This is a genomic window from Amycolatopsis sp. La24 (assembly GCF_029087445.1).
Taxonomy (GTDB): Bacteria; Actinomycetota; Actinomycetes; order Mycobacteriales; family Pseudonocardiaceae; genus Amycolatopsis; species Amycolatopsis nivea.
This window is the reverse complement of record NZ_JARACH010000111.1, coordinates 1-14,179: the sequence shown is the minus strand read 5'-3', so window position 1 is coordinate 14,179 and position 14,179 is coordinate 1. Positions and strand designations below refer to the sequence as shown.

The window sequence follows — 14,179 nt, the reverse complement described above, 5'->3', positions numbered from 1 at the left end:
AACATCCGGGGGCTCCACCGCGTTCCCGCCCGGCCCACGCCCGCCCAGCAACTCCGTTACAGCACAACCACAACCAGCCCCGTCAACCCCACCTAACCAGCACCAACAAGATGAAAAATCCCCATTGAGGTTTCTCGGTAGCTGCTTGCGCGGCCTCGCTGCGGCGATGCGCCAGCATCCGGCCGGGTCGCGTGGTCCCGCTGGCGTACGTGAGGGGAACCCTGAGGGAATCTGATTCCCTCAGGGTTCCCCTCACGTACGTTCACCCAGCCCGGCTGGGCTCTCGGCCAGGGGCTGCCTGGCCATGCTGCGGCGGGTCCGGCGCGGCGACGAGGTCCGCGTGAGAGAGAAGCTGCCGGCGCGTCTCCGTGGCCGGTGCTCCCCAGCGCCCTGACCAGCACCGCTACCGCGAACCCACCGCACGCCCAGCCCCCGAGAAAACCTCCCCACCGCATCCAGTGCGTCCCCCGCACCCGAAGCGGCATTCGGGCCGATTGAACCGTTGTGCCTGTGGGTGAGTCGTTGTGGCCCTGCGTGATGGATTTCTCACTCGATGGGCGTCTTCTGGGGCCCTGATCGAGTCGTCCGGGTGGGTGCGGGCTTCCCGGGGTGGCCGGGACCGGTTAGGACGGACTGCAGGAGTTCGCACCACCCCGACCCTGAATCGGAGAATGATCCATGCCGTTTACCGCCGAGGATCTCGCTGAGGTCGCTTTCGGTAACGCCCCGATCGGCCGCCGCGGCTACGCCAAGCAGGAGGTCGACGACTTCGTGCGGCGGATCGCCAAGACGATCGCCGACGAGGACGATCTCACCGCGGCCGAGGTCCACCACGTGCTGTTCTCCAAGCCGTTGATCGGCAAGCGCGGATACGACGAGCGCGAGGTCGACGAGTTTCTCGACCAGGTAGAGACGCAGCTGGCCGACCGGTCCGGACGGCGGGCTCCGCTGATTCCAGGGAGCCGGGACCACACCGAGGCCACCGCGGGACGCGCCGCGTGGCCCGTCGTCACCGAGGCACCGGCGGAGCGGCTGCCCGGCCGATAATCCCCAGATTTTGCCGCGAAGGCCGCTTCGAGGATTCGAAGCGGCCTTCGCGCGTTCAAGCCCGGATCAATCGGCCGCGTTCTTGGCGATCTTGTCCGCGTACTGCACCGCGGTAGCGGCCCGCTTGACCTTGCCGGACGGGGTCTTCGGCAGGCTTCCAGCCGGAAGCACCACGACCGCGAAGGGGCGCATGTCCACGGCGTCCCGGACGCGCGCGGCGATTTCCTTGGCCAGGCGGTTTTCCTCGGCGGCGTCACCGGCCAGTTTGGACTCCACGACCACGGCAAAGCGCTCGCGGCGGCTGCCCGCGTCCAGGCGGACGGCGACCGCGTTGCCTGCCCGGACACCTTCGACCGAACCGGCGGCGCGTTCGATGTCGGTCGGGTACAGGTTGCGGCCGCCCATGATGATGACGTCCTTGCGGCGGCCGCAGATCACGATCTGGCCGTCGACCAGGTAGCCGAGGTCGCCGGTCTTCATCCAGCCGTCCGCGTCCTGGGTGTCCAGCGGACCGTTGACGGTCAGGTAGCCGGGCGTCACGGCCTCGCCGCGCAGGCGGATCTCGCCGACCTGCCGTTCGCCCACCACGGCACCGGATTCGTCCACGATGTCCGCTTCCAGACCGTCCAGCGGGCGGCCGAGCAGGGCGAACGAGCGGACCTCGTCCGTGCCGCGGCGGGGGTCGCCTTCCGGCACCGGCACCGCGCGGTTGTCGGCTTCCAGCGCGTCGGCTTCGACGACGTCGAGCGTGAGCCCGGTGAACAGCGGCGCGAACGAGACCGCCAGCGTCGCCTCCGCCATGCCGTACGCGGGGAACACGCACTCGGGCGGCATCTTGAACCGCTTGCCCGCGTCCACAAAGGTCTCGACGGCCGTCTCGTCGATCGGCTCCGCGCCGTTGAGCGCGATGCGCAGCTTCGACAGGTCGTAGGCGTTGTCGTCCTCGACCCGGGCCATTCGCTTGCCGACGATGGCGTACGCGAAGTTCGGCGCGGCCGTCGTGGTGCCGCCGTACTTGCTGATCAGCTCCGGCCAGATCAGCGGGCCGGTCAAAAACTCGACCGGGGTGATCTTGACCAGTTCGACGCCGAACGTCATCGGCACGGTCAGGAAGCCGACCATGCCCATGTCGTGGAAGGTCGGCAGCCACGACACCATCACGTCGGTGTCGAACTCGAACTCGGCGCGGTCGACCATCGCCTTGACGTTGGTGTACAGGTTGCCGTAGGTGATCCGGACGGCCTTCGGCTCCGCGGTCGATCCGCTGGTGAGCTGCAGCAGCGCGGTGTCGCTCTCGGCCGTCCGCACGATCTCGGCCAGCGGTTCCGCGCCGGCGAGTTCGGAGATCAGCCGGTAGCTGATGCCCTTGCCTTCGAGCACCGGGGCGAGCTGGTCGAACGGTTCGCCCAGCACGACCAGCTCGGCCCCGATCATCTCGAGCACCTTGACCGTGTCCTCGGCCCATTCGGCGAGGTCCGTGCGCGGCGTCGGCTGGTGCAGCATCGTCACGCTGCCGCCGGTGAGCCACACCGCCTGCACGGTCGGCGCGATGAGCACCGGCGCGGCGGCCAGCACCGCCACCGCGCTTCCCGGCTTCAACCCGCCGCTGATCAGCCCGCCCGCGATCCGGCGCGCCTCGTCGTGCACCTGCGCCCAGGTCCGGCGCACCGGCTCCTTGGGCTCGCCGGTCACCATGCCGCGCCGTTGCCCCCGGTCCGCCGCGTTCCCGACGAGTGTGTCCACAAACCGACTCATGTGCGTCAGATTACTGTCCGGTTTTTCCGGCACTGCCCGCGGCGGCGTGAACAGCGGATGTCCGGCGTCAGGCGGGTTGCGGACGCACCCGGTCCAGATAGGCCTGCGGCAGCTCGGCGCGGGTCAGTTTCCGGAATTCCAGCGGTCCGGACGTGTAGGAATCCTCAGCGGTGATCAGGCCGTCCGCGTCGACCGGCCACACGATCAGCTGCCTGCTGACGTACAGGTAGTCCGCGTCCGGATCGGCGGCAGGGAAACCCATCTGCTGTGCGGTCACGCCGGGAAGGAGCATGTGCAGATCGCCCTCGGTGACCAGCGCATGATCGTCAACAACGAGCCGGTCCATCCGGTATTCGAGGTGATTCGCCTTGCTCGCCACGAATGCCGCGTAGTACTCGCGGACGCCGTCGTGGCCCTTCGGTCCGGTGTCGCCGCTGGCACCCCAGAAGTGATACGCGGCGTCCTTGCTGACCGTCGCCATCAGCCGGTCGAGATCGGGTTCCGCTTCGGCCTTCATGTGTTCGAGGACGATGCCGAGCACCTGCCGGTGCCGGGGGTTCGCGGTCGTCTCGAGCCGCTGTTCGAGCATCTGCCAGGTGCGGGTGGGGTCGATCATGGGCGTCCCTCCGGGAAACGCGCGTCGTTGCGCATGCTCGATCGTCGCTGGCGAGCCCCGGCGGGTCAGCCGACGTGCGTCGCCGGATCCGGCCGGTCCGGGCGACGGGCGTCGCCTACCCGACGTCGCCCAGCGTGCGATCCGAGGTCACCAACCGGCGCGCCAGCAGCGCGAACGTCGCTTGGAACCGGTCCATCGCGTCCTCGAGCCGCCAGCCGGTCGCCGCTTCGATCCGGTCCAGGCGAGCGGCGACGGTGCTGTGGTGGAGGTTCAGTTCGGTCGCAGTCCGCCGAAGCGCGCCGAACACGCAGTACGACTCAAGCGCTTCGACGTCGAGCGCGCCGCCGGGGGTGCGGGCGTGGGCTTCGAGCGCCGCGACGCCTGGGGTCGCCGCGAGCCGGGACGGCGGCAGTTCCGCAAGCAGGACAAGGACTCCGAGGGGTCCATACGGCACGGCCCGGCGACCGAACACAGTGGACGATGCGAAGCGCAGCGCGGTGCGGGCTTGCTGCCACGACACGGGTGCGTCGGCCGCCGCTGCTGGTTCGCCGAGGCCGATCCAGACGTCCACGGCCCGGTCCAGTCCGGTCGAGGCGGGATGGCGGGCGGCGAGGTCGTCGTGCAGGTGCCCGGCCAGTTCGCGCGGGGCCGGGCCGCCTTGGGTCAGTGTGAGGGTCAGGCGGCCTAGGCGGTGGTGTTGCAGCCGTCCGGCACCGGCGCGGGCGAGCGCGTCCAGGCCTTTCTCCGGAGCACCGGCGAGGACCAGCGCGACGACGGGCTGATCGAGGTCGTAGCCGAGCAAATGCAGTGCGCGCAAGCGATCCCGGCGTTGTTCGCGGTCCGAGACGGCGATCTCCAGCAGACCGGGTTCGCCGAGCCGGAGCGGCGAGGTGGGCCGGGTCGCGCGCAGCGCGCGGCGGAGTTGGTCGAGCAGGACGACGTCGAGCGGATGCGGCGCTGGCCGGTCGATCTGGACGTCGTCCAGTGACGGGCCGGAAACCGGCGAGCCCGCGCCGTCGAACCACACGCTCTCGCCGTCGATCACGGCACCGACCAGACAGCCCGCGACGAGCGCTGCCGACCGGACCACCGCGTCTGAGGCAAGGCCGCTCAACGCGTCGAAGTGCGCGATCAGCCGCAGCACCGACGTGGTGTCGGCGGGCAGCGTCGACAGCCGCGGAACGTCGTCGTCCATCCGCCGATTGTCACTCGGCGAGTTCGGACGTCTCCAGCCACCGCGCTTCGACGTCGTCCTTCTCCGCCAGGACGGCCTTCAGGTCGGTGTTCAGCTCGATCAGCTTCTCCGGGTCGGTGGCCGCCTCCGCCAATGCGGCGTGCAGCTTCTCTTCCCGCTTCGCGAGCTGATCCAGCTTCCGCTCCAACCGGCCCAATTCCTTTTGCGCCGCGCGGGTTTCCGCCGCACTGCGCTTGGCCTCGGTCTTCTCCGCCGGAGGTGCCTCGCGACGCGGCGCGGCCTCCTTCGCGCGGGCGCGGCGCTGCAGATACTCCTCGATGCCGCCCGGCAGGTGAGTGACCTTGCCGTCGCCGAGAAGCGCGTACGTGGCGTCGCAGACGCGCTCGACCAGGTACCGGTCGTGCGAGACCACCACCATCGTGCCCGGCCAGCCGTCGAGCAGGTCTTCGAGCTGTTGCAGGGTGTCGATGTCCAGGTCGTTCGTCGGCTCGTCCAGCAGCAGCACGTTCGGCTCGGCCATCAGCAACCGGCACAGCTGCAGCCGGCGGCGTTCGCCACCGGACAGGTCGCCGACCGGCGTCCACTGCCGAGCCGCCGGGAAGCCGAGCTTCTCGCCAAGCTGCGACGCGGTCATCTCCTGCTTGCCGAACACGACGCGGCCGGAGATCTGCTCGATCGCTTGCAGCACGCGAAGATCGGCGGGCAGGTCGTCGAGTTCCTGGCGCAGGTGGGCGAGCGCGACCGTCTTGCCCTGCACCCGCCGTCCGGTCGGCGATGCGACGTCGCCGCCCAGCAGCTTCAGCAGCGTGGTCTTGCCGGAGCCGTTCACGCCGACGAGACCGATCCGGTCGCCAGGGCCGATCCGCCACGTGACGTGGTCGAGCAAGGTCCGGTCGCCGACCCGCAGCGACGCGTCTTCCAGCTCCAGCACCGTCTTGCCGAGCCGGCGTTTCGCGAACGCCATCAGCTCCACCGAATCGCGCGGCGGCGGCACGTCGGCGATCAGCGCCTCGGCGGCTTCGACGCGGTACCGCGGCTTCGAGGAACGCGCCTGCGGTCCGCGGCGCAGCCACGCCAATTCCTTGCGCGCCAGGTTCTGCCGCTTCTCCTCCGCGGTCGCGGCGAGGCGGGCGCGTTCGGCGCGCGCGAAAATCCAGTCGGCGTAACCGCCTTCGTACTGCTCGACCCGGCCGTTCGCGACCTCCCAGGTGAGGCTCGCGACGGTGTCGAGGAACCACCGGTCGTGCGTCACGACCACGACCGCGATCCGGCGGCCCAGCAGATGGTCGGCGAGCCAGCGCACGCCTTCGACGTCAAGGTGGTTGGTGGGCTCGTCGAGCACCACGAGGTCCAGTTCGCCGGTCAGCGCGGCGGCCAGCGCGACGCGACGGCGTTCGCCGCCGGACAGGTTCGCGGTCGGGGTCTCGAGGCCGATCGCGGTGATGCCCAGACCGTCCACAATAGACCGGACGCGCGCGTCGGCGGCCCATTCGTGCTCGGCCCCGTAGCGCTGCAGCACCACGTCGCCGACCGTGCTGCCCGCGGGCAGTTCGGTGCGCTGGGTGACCACCGCCATCCGCAGGTCGCGCACCTGGCTCACCCGGCCGGAATCCGGCTCGCTCAGTCCGGAAAGGACTTCGAGCAGCGTCGTCTTGCCGCCGCCGTTGAGCCCGACGACGCCGATGCGCTGCCCCTCGGCGACGCCGAGGGAAACGTTGTCCAGCAACGGCTTCACGCCGTAGGACTTGCTCACCGATTCCAGGTTGACCAGGTTGGCCATCCGGATCCTTTCCACTGTGGACTGTTGATTCGAGCTTTCAGGCGTGCACGCGCGGCGGCGCGTTGCGCGGGGCGTCGTCGCCGCCGACCACCCGGGCCCCTGGCACCGGGCCGTGCGCGACCCGCACGGTCCGGCACACTCCCGCGCCGGACAGCTCAGCGGCCACCTCGACCGCGGTTTCCGCGTCGGAGCACAGGAACGCGCACGTCGGCCCGGAGCCGGACACGCATCCGGCGAGCGCGCCCGCGTTCACCCCGGCGCGCAGCGTGCGGCGCAGGCCGGGCCGCAGCGACACCGCGGCCGCCTGCAAGTCGTTGCCGAGCAACAGAGCTAGTTGGCGAGGATCACCCGACGCGAGCGCCTCCACGACCGGCGTGTGCGACCCGATCCGCGGTGGTTTGCCGTCGGCGCGCAGCCGGTCGAGTTCGCCGAACACCTTGGGCGTGGACAGGCCTTCCTCGTCGAAGGCGAGCACCCAGTGGAACGTGTGGCGCGCGAGCACCGGAACGAGCTGCTCGCCGCGGCCGGTGCCGAGCGCAGTGCCGCCGTACAGCGCGAAGGGCACGTCGCTGCCCAGCCGGCCGGCGATGGTGGCCAGCTCGTCGCGGGTGATGTCGAGCTTCCAGAGCGACGAGAGCCCGACCAGCGCCGCCGCCGCGTCCGCGCTCCCGCCCGCCATGCCGCCGGCGACCGGAATGCCCTTGCGCAGCACGATTCGCACCTTCGGCTCATCCGCGTCCGGCCGTCCGGCGTAGGAGGCCAGCTCGCGTGCCGCGCGCCAGGCGAGGTTGGCGCCGTCGGTGGGCACGGTGCGCTCCCCCTCGCCGTACACCTCGAGCCCTGGCTCGTCGGTGGCGGCGACGGTCACCTCGTCGGTGAGCGAAAGCGCCTGGAAGACGGTGACCAGCTCGTGGAACCCGTCCGCCCGCAGGTCGCCGACGGCCAGGTGCAGGTTGACCTTGGCCGGGACCCGGACGGTGACTGGTGGTGGTACGACGGCGAGCACCCGTCCAGCCTACGTGGCTGGCGCTGACCAGGTGTCGCCAGGAGAAAACGTCGGCACGGAAGTTCCCCCAACCGTCGCTCCGGAGTGGCCATCCGGACTAATTTGGAACTACTTTGGAACTATGCGCGCGCCGGAAGTCAACCTGTCCGAGCTGTCCCTGCATCCGCGCCGGGTCACCGACCGGCTCGAAGGTTCGCCGACCCGTTCGGTCCGGATTCGCCGACGGGAGAAGGACAAACCCGATCTGCTGCTCGTGACCGCCGAACGCGCCGAACAGGCGGCGGCCGGGTTTTCGGCGACCGTCACGATCCTCGCGGAGCTGATGCGCCGCAGCGCCGAGACCGCTGCGCTCGCCGCCGAGGCCCTGCCCGCCGCGTTCCCGTGGGCGCGGTACCTGTCCGCGGAAGAGGTACGGACATTCGTCGGCGAACTGGCCGAAACCCTGGAGCGAGCCGAATCCCTCGGCAACCCGGTGCCGTTCGCCGCCCTCGTGGCGAGGTGGAAACAGACCGCCGAGGCGCACGCGGATCCGGAGCTGGCGGAGATCCTGCGCCGGAGCGACCACAATGGACAGACTTCAGGACACTTGTCCTGAAACTTTGACCCGGCGACCTGATTCCTGGGGCGACGCGTCCCGCGAACGCGACGAGGGCCGCCCCAATCAAATGGGACGGCCCTCGGAAAACCGCTCAGTTAAAAGGAAATCAGGCGGCGACGACGCTCTGCGGACCGCGAGCCGGCTGGCTCACGTGCGCGCCCCGGTCGGAGATCCAGGACAGCGCGGCGTCGGCCCGCTCGCCGCGGACGCCGAGGCGGAACCGGGCGATCGGAGTGTCCCCGATGCGGGTGAGGCCGCCGCCGATGGTGGCGAGCTCCACGTCGAACCGGCTGGCCGCCTCGGGCAGCAAGGCGCCCACCGAAGCGAAACCGATCAGCACGACGTCGACCGCGCGGTCGTACTTCGCGGACTGGGCGCGCGAGGTCTCGACCGACGGCAGCACCGCCTGCGCGGTCCAGCTGTCCGGCGTCGAGATGAGGTCGAGCACCGTGCCGCGCTCGACGATCGCGCCGTTGTCGAGCACCGCGACGTCGTCGCAGACCCGGCGGACGACGTCCGCGTCCGGCGTGGTGACGACGACCGTCACGCCCAGCTCGGCCCGCGCGCGGTCGAGCACGGCGAGCACCGCGCCCGCGTCCTCGGCCGCGACCCCGGCGGTCGGGTCGTCCGCGAGCAGCACGGCCGGTCCGGCGGCGAGCGCCCTGGCGACCGCGACCCGGCGGAGCTGGCCGTCGGTGAGTTCTTCCGGCTTCTGCCCGGCGCGGGCGGTGAGGCCGACCAGGTCGAGCAGCGAGCCGACCCGGCTGCGCCGCTGCGGGCCGTCGACGCCGAGCTGCTCCAGCGGGCTGGCGATGTTGCCCGCGATGGTGCGCTCGGCGATCAGCTCCGGCTTGGTCCCGACGACACCCAGCTGGCGGCGGATCTCCCGCAGCCGCTTGCCGTCGAGCGTCGCGGTGTTGAGGCCGTCGAGCCGCACGACGCCGCGGTCGGGGCGCTCCTGCAGCGCGATGCAACGGGCGAGGGTCGACTTGCCGGAACCGGACGGACCCACGACCCCGAACAGCGAACCGGCTTGCACGTCGACACTCACGTCGCGCAGCGCGGCGACCCGATTTCCGTGGAAGGGAAAGGACTTGGACACGTTTTCGACAGTGATCACGAAAGGGCTCCAGGCAAACGAGGCGCGGCGCCGATTCCGGGCGCGCCAGGCGTCATCGAATTACCGTCCACTGTGGACGGCGCAAGAAACTGCGGAAAAAACGATCAGGCGATGACCATGGAGCGTTGACACGCACATACCGAGCGGCGACCTTCGTCGACTACGCGCCGGCGGGTCAGCAGGAGCGGGCGGGTGACCCTCTTCATCGAAAACAGCCTCCATCGGTCCTGGCGGTAGCACCTGCCCTGCGGAGGGTGGTTGCTGCGACTTCGGCGAGCCAGGTCTCTCAGTCGCTCGGGATGGACGCTTTCGAGTAAAGCCGATCCCATTGGCTGAACGCAAGCGCGTTGGTGCAGATCACACGTCTGGTGGTGCCCGCATACCGGAACACCGCGTCCAAAAACCGGAAGCCCGGAACCTCGGCCGCCGAACAGTGCCTCGACCTGCGAAACGCTCGTCACGGGCGCCGGCGGCGAACGGGTTCGTTCCACTGTGGACGATCAAGGATCTTTGTGGAACAAGAGTTTTCTCGTTGTCAAGGGGCGATGGTTCGCGAGCCTCGACGCGCGGTGCACCGGGGTCTCGACCGAGCCGAGATAGGTCAGCGAAGCGAAGCACCTCGGGTCAGCCCCGCGGAACAATCCCAGGCGTGGAGCAGGCCGACTCCCCCGAATGCCGAGCTGCTCGTCACAGGTGGAGGGCTGTTTCAGCCGTGCTCGCGTGATCACCAAGCGTAGCCAGGCAGCAGGGGATGACCCACAATCAGCGACGACACAAGATCATCGAAGAACGCAGCGAAACCAGGGAATACCTGCTCCGACGCCGCCGTTGGAAGTCGCAAGGCGAGCACCCTGGGGGAGGTGGGTCACATTCCGGCAGCCGCGATCCGCGCGAAAGCGTGCACGTCCAACTGCTCCCCGCGCGTCTTCGGGTCGATTCCAGCCTCAGCGAGCAACTCGCCAGCCCGCTCGGCAGAACCAGCCCATCCGGCCAGCGCGGCCCGCAATGTCTTGCGCCGCTGGGAGAACGCCGCGTCGACCACCGCGAACAGCCGTGCCCGATCCACTCCGGAAACCGGGTCGGTCCGGGTGAACGAGACCAGAGCGGAATCGACGTTCGGCACCGGCCAGAACACCGCGCGCGGCACGGCGGCCACCTTGCGCGCGGGCCCGTACCAAGCGAGCTTCACGCTCGGCACGCCGTAAGTGCGGCTGCCCGGCCCGGCCGCCATCCGGTCGGCGACCTCGGTCTGGACCATGACGAGCCCGCTGCGCAGCGACGGCAGCTCGGCCAGCAGATGCAGCACCACCGGCACCGCGACGTTGTACGGCAGGTTCGCAATGATCGACACCGGCTCAACGGGCAGATCAGCCGCCCGCACCCGCAGCGCGTCGGCGCCGACGACGGTCAGCCGGTCCGCGGCCTCAGGCGCGCGCTCGGCCACTGTGCGCGGCAGGCGGGCGGCCAGCACCGGATCGATCTCCACAGCGACGACCTGAGCGCCCGCGGCCAGCAGGCCCAGCGTCAGCGAGCCGAGACCGGGCCCGACCTCCAGGACGACGTCCCCTGGCTGCACGCCGCCGAGTTCGACGATGCGGCGGACCGTGTTGGGGTCGTGCACGAAGTTCTGCCCGAGTTTCTTCGTGGGCCGGACGTCGAGTTCGTCGGCCAGCCCGCGGATTTCGGCAGGCCCCAGCAGTTCCACCACCGGACGAGCCTACCCAGCGGCGGCGCGGCGGACGAAAACAGGCGGCCGGGAGCGCGAGGCTCCCGGCCGCCTGCCGGAAAATCAGAGCGTGGCTCAGGCCTTGTAGCCGCAGCCCCAGGCGCTGTAGCCGCCGCGGGCGTCGCGCACCTTCTCGGCGATCGCGATCTGCTGCTCGCGGGTCGCCTTGTCGGCAGTGGGGGCGTACTGCTGGCCGCCGTAGGCGTTCCAGGTCTGCCGGTCGAACTGCAGGCCGCCGTAGTAGCCGTTGCCGGTGTTGATCGACCAGTTGCCGCCCGACTCGCACTGCGCGATGCGGTCCCACGCGCCGGTGTCGCCGATGGCCGGGGCCGGCGGCTTCTTGGTGCCGACCTTGATGATCTTGGCCTTGGCCTCGACGAGGACCTTCTCCGAGACGTGCTCGCGCGCGATCTCTTCGCCGTTTTTCTTCGTGACCTTGTAGGTCACCAGCTTCTTGCCCGGCGTGCCCGGGTCCTCGACGCTCTGCTGGCCCTGCAGCTGCGTCGGGTCGTCGACCTTCTGCACCTCGGGGTCGATGGTCTCTTCCTGGTTGACCATCGACACGCCCATGCGGCTGACGTGGACCTCGGCGCCGTTCTTCAGGCTGACGTCGAGACCGCCCTCGATCGCGTCGTCCGGGCCGAGGTTCAGCTTGAGGTCGGAGGCGAGCTCCTTGGTGGTCACCGCGGTGGTGTCCACCTTGCGCGGCGCGTTGGTGCCGTCGAAAAGCGTGATGTGCTTGAGGGTCTTGACCTGGACGGTCGAGCCCTCCAGCGGCAGTTCGCCGGACGACGGCATCGACGTCCACGCGCCCTGGGAAAGCATGCTGCCCATGCCGAGCTGGTTCATGGCCTCGCCGAGCGTGGTCGCGCGGACCCACGAGGGCCGGGACACGCCGTCCACGACGAGGTTCAGCTGACGGCCGCGCTCGAGCTTGATGACGCCGCCGTCGCCGACCGCCGCCTGCGGCGAGGGCGAAAGCGCGTCGTGCTCGCCGACCGAGAGGCCCGCGTCCTTGAGCACGTCGCCGACGGTGCCGCCGAAGCTGTGCACGGTCTGCTGGTGGCCGTCGACGTCGACGGTGATGCTCTTGTTCATCGCGAGCGCCGCCGCGCCGCCACCGCCGACGGTGACCAGCAGCGAGAGCACGGCGCCCTTGAGGAAGCGGCGCTTCCAGGTCTTGGTCGCCTCGCGCAGCCCTTCCTCGACCGCGGCCTTCTTGGCCTGCGGCGAGGCGGTGCGGTCCTGCTCGACCTCGTCCGGGAGGACGAGCGGCGGAAGCATCGTGGTTTCCGCGTTGATGAGGCGGATCAGCTCGTCGACGTCGACGTCGATTTCCGACATCAGCAGGTCGGCGTCCGGGCCCAGCGCGGCGAGCACGTCCTGCTCGGTCACGCGGAGCTCGTCGGAGAAGTCAAGCTGCCCGTAGGCGGTGTCCTCGAGCTCGCGGTCGAGCACGGCCACCGAGGACTCGGAGGAGGAGAAATACGCCGAACCCGCGTCAAGACGCGAGTCATCCTGCCGACTACCAGTCACCGGGTCGTTCCCTTTCCCAAGACATCGCGCGTACCTCGCGCGTCGTCCTTCGTTCGCGACGCACCCTCGGGCGCGCCTCTCAAGTCCGACACCCCCAGCCAGCGCCATCGTCACGGTCCCAGGTCGTACCAACCCCGGTTCCGCTTCCCCGACGTGCACTGACGTGACTGGTGGGCGTATCAGCCGGTTCCGCTGCGCGGTACCGACCGGCACGATCACGGGACAGTAACGGGTGTCGGCAGGTTGCGCAAACACCCCCCGGAGTGTCGTGACTTGCGTCACTCATCAGGTGGACGAATGCGCGGTCTCGAATGTCGCAATCCGTGCAACCCGTTGTGACACTACGGAATCACACAGGCAGTCGGTATGCGCGTTCGGCAGTGGTCCGGACCGCTTCGGCCACCTCGTGGACCGCTTCGCCGCGCAGCTGAGCGAGGAAGCGAACGGTGTAGGCGGTGCAATACGGCTCGTTCGGCCGCCCACGGTAGGGATGAGGCGTCAGAAACGGCGCGTCAGTCTCCGCGAGGAACTGCCCACGCGGCACAAGACGCGCGGCCTCGTGCAGCCCGCGCGCGTTCTTAAAGGTGACCGTGCCGGCGAAGGACAGGATGTAGCCCTTGTCGACACAGCGGCGCGCGATGTGCTCGTCGCCGGAGAAGCAGTGGAAGACGACCGTCTCGGGCGCACCTTCCTCGTCGAGGATGCGAAGCACGTCCTCGTGCGCGTCGCGGTCGTGGATCATCAGCGCCTTGCCAAGCCGCTTCGCAAGGTCGATGTGCCAGCGAAACGCAGCCTGCTGCGCATCGTGCGGCGAGTAGTCCCAGTAGTAATCAAGCCCCGTCTCACCGACCGCGACCACCCGTTCCCCGCGCGCCAGACGCTCCACTTCGGACTGTTCTTCAGGCCCGAATTCCTTGGTACGCGTGGGATGAATCGCCACCGCAGCGAACACCCGCGAGTCCCAGGTGGACGCTTCGGAAGCCCAGCGAGCAGCCGCGAGATCATCCGCGACAGTGACAACACGCGCAACGCCAGCCCGCTCGGCACGGTCGACCATCGCGGCGACATCAGCCGCAGTCTCGGCCCCGCACGCGTCGAGATGAGTGTGCGCGTCAACCACCGTCACCGGCAGCCGATCAGGAATCGGAGGAAGTTCGCGCTTTTCGGCACCCATGCTTCCAAGCTACTGCGCCCTCGCCTCGCGAATGCCGTGAGGGGAACCCTCACGTACCCAGATTCCCCCAGGGTTCCCCTCACGACCCACGACGGCCGTGAGGGACCCCTTCACGGACTTAGATTCCCTCAAGGAGCCCTTCACGGACTCGCCCCGCCAGCCACCGCAGCCGTCGGCCGGATGCCGTCCCCAATGTGGCATTGGGTGCATCCCACGCACCGAACGCCACATTGGGTGCATCTGACGCACCCAATGCCACATTGGGGCGCTAGCCGCAGCCATCAACCACACCGCACCGATGCACCCACGCATCGAAGGACCCAGCCGCAGCACCCAACCATCGAGACACCCCGCCGCACCCGGTGCACCCAACGATCAAGACACCCCGCCGCAGCCGATACACCCAACCATCACGGCACCCAACCGCAGCCGATGCACCCAACCATCAAGACACCCAACCGCAGCCGATGCACCCAACGAGCGAGGCACCCAGCCCTCCCCCAACCCCGATACGAAGCGCATCTGCGGTTCGGGGGTGCTTGTCAAGGCATCTTTCCCGCCTTGACAAGCACCCCCGAACCGTCAGCACAATCAAGCTTCGGGGTGCCCCACGCAACCACCACGGC

At 69.4% G+C, this 14,179-nt stretch carries 11 protein-coding genes and 1 riboswitch; of the genes, 2 read left to right on the top strand and 9 right to left on the bottom strand.

Features of this window, described 5'->3' with window-relative positions:
• Positions 1 to 678: 678 nt before the first annotated feature.
• Entirely contained in the window at positions 679 to 1,047 is a 369-nt protein-coding gene (locus tag PUT80_RS45285; RefSeq protein ID WP_043836513.1) for a DivIVA domain-containing protein, read from the top strand.
• Positions 1,048 to 1,113: 66 nt separating this feature from the next.
• Here the strand turns inward: PUT80_RS45285 and PUT80_RS45280 are convergent, their stop codons facing one another.
• The 5 genes from PUT80_RS45280 to PUT80_RS45260 form a co-directional block, all read right to left on the bottom strand.
• Positions 1,114 to 2,802: a fatty acyl-AMP ligase gene (locus PUT80_RS45280; protein WP_275295821.1), complete on the bottom strand. Its 1,689-nt coding sequence runs from the start codon at positions 2,800 to 2,802 to the stop codon at positions 1,114 to 1,116.
• A gap of 67 nt (positions 2,803 to 2,869) precedes the next feature.
• Positions 2,870 to 3,418: a nuclear transport factor 2 family protein gene (locus PUT80_RS45275; protein WP_275295820.1), complete on the bottom strand. Its 549-nt coding sequence runs from the start codon at positions 3,416 to 3,418 to the stop codon at positions 2,870 to 2,872.
• Positions 3,419 to 3,533: 115 nt separating this feature from the next.
• The gene (locus tag PUT80_RS45270; protein ID WP_275295819.1) at positions 3,534 to 4,613 is read right to left on the bottom strand and encodes a helix-turn-helix domain-containing protein; all 1,080 of its coding nucleotides are present in this window, start codon (positions 4,611 to 4,613) and stop codon (positions 3,534 to 3,536) included.
• A gap of 10 nt (positions 4,614 to 4,623) precedes the next feature.
• Positions 4,624 to 6,393: an ABC-F family ATP-binding cassette domain-containing protein gene (locus PUT80_RS45265; protein WP_037820170.1), complete on the bottom strand. Its 1,770-nt coding sequence runs from the start codon at positions 6,391 to 6,393 to the stop codon at positions 4,624 to 4,626.
• A gap of 37 nt (positions 6,394 to 6,430) precedes the next feature.
• Positions 6,431 to 7,399, bottom strand: a complete 969-nt coding sequence (locus tag PUT80_RS45260) for a 4-(cytidine 5'-diphospho)-2-C-methyl-D-erythritol kinase (protein WP_037820169.1) — start codon at positions 7,397 to 7,399, stop codon at positions 6,431 to 6,433.
• Positions 7,400 to 7,520: 121 nt separating this feature from the next.
• Here PUT80_RS45260 and PUT80_RS45255 point away from each other — a divergent pair, with 121 nt between their 5' ends.
• The gene (locus PUT80_RS45255) at positions 7,521 to 7,994 is read left to right on the top strand and encodes a hypothetical protein (RefSeq protein WP_275295818.1); all 474 of its coding nucleotides are present in this window, start codon (positions 7,521 to 7,523) and stop codon (positions 7,992 to 7,994) included.
• Positions 7,995 to 8,103: 109 nt separating this feature from the next.
• Here PUT80_RS45255 and PUT80_RS45250 read toward each other — a convergent pair whose 3' ends face one another.
• The 4 genes from PUT80_RS45250 to PUT80_RS45235 form a co-directional block, all read right to left on the bottom strand.
• Complete coding sequence (locus PUT80_RS45250) at positions 8,104 to 9,117, bottom strand: ATP-binding cassette domain-containing protein (protein ID WP_134670256.1); 1,014 nt, start codon at positions 9,115 to 9,117, stop codon at positions 8,104 to 8,106.
• A 215-nt stretch (positions 9,118 to 9,332) separates the two neighbouring features.
• A riboswitch (SAM riboswitch) is annotated at positions 9,333 to 9,423 on the bottom strand.
• A gap of 559 nt (positions 9,424 to 9,982) precedes the next feature.
• Complete coding sequence (gene rsmA, locus PUT80_RS45245) at positions 9,983 to 10,825, bottom strand: 16S rRNA (adenine(1518)-N(6)/adenine(1519)-N(6))-dimethyltransferase RsmA (protein ID WP_134734474.1); 843 nt, start codon at positions 10,823 to 10,825, stop codon at positions 9,983 to 9,985.
• Between the two features lie 93 nt (positions 10,826 to 10,918).
• A complete protein-coding gene (locus PUT80_RS45240) occupies positions 10,919 to 12,301 on the bottom strand; it encodes a resuscitation-promoting factor (RefSeq protein ID WP_037820292.1) in 1,383 nt (460 codons plus the stop codon).
• A gap of 427 nt (positions 12,302 to 12,728) precedes the next feature.
• Entirely contained in the window at positions 12,729 to 13,553 is an 825-nt protein-coding gene (locus PUT80_RS45235; RefSeq protein ID WP_275295817.1) for a TatD family hydrolase, read from the bottom strand.
• Positions 13,554 to 14,179: the final 626 nt, after the last annotated feature.

Bases quoted from the DNA above. Each gene is read 5' to 3' on its own strand.
- PUT80_RS45235 (WP_275295817.1), bottom strand. From the start codon at position 13,553: ATGGGTGCCGAAAAGCGCGAACTTCCTCCGATTCCTGATCGGCTGCCG.
- PUT80_RS45285 (WP_043836513.1), top strand. From the start codon at position 679: ATGCCGTTTACCGCCGAGGATCTCGCTGAGGTCGCTTTCGGTAACGCC.
- PUT80_RS45280 (WP_275295821.1), bottom strand. From the start codon at position 2,802: ATGAGTCGGTTTGTGGACACACTCGTCGGGAACGCGGCGGACCGGGGG.
- PUT80_RS45255 (WP_275295818.1), top strand. From the start codon at position 7,521: ATGCGCGCGCCGGAAGTCAACCTGTCCGAGCTGTCCCTGCATCCGCGC.
- PUT80_RS45275 (WP_275295820.1), bottom strand. From the start codon at position 3,418: ATGATCGACCCCACCCGCACCTGGCAGATGCTCGAACAGCGGCTCGAG.
- PUT80_RS45270 (WP_275295819.1), bottom strand. From the start codon at position 4,613: ATGGACGACGACGTTCCGCGGCTGTCGACGCTGCCCGCCGACACCACG.
- PUT80_RS45265 (WP_037820170.1), bottom strand. From the start codon at position 6,393: ATGGCCAACCTGGTCAACCTGGAATCGGTGAGCAAGTCCTACGGCGTG.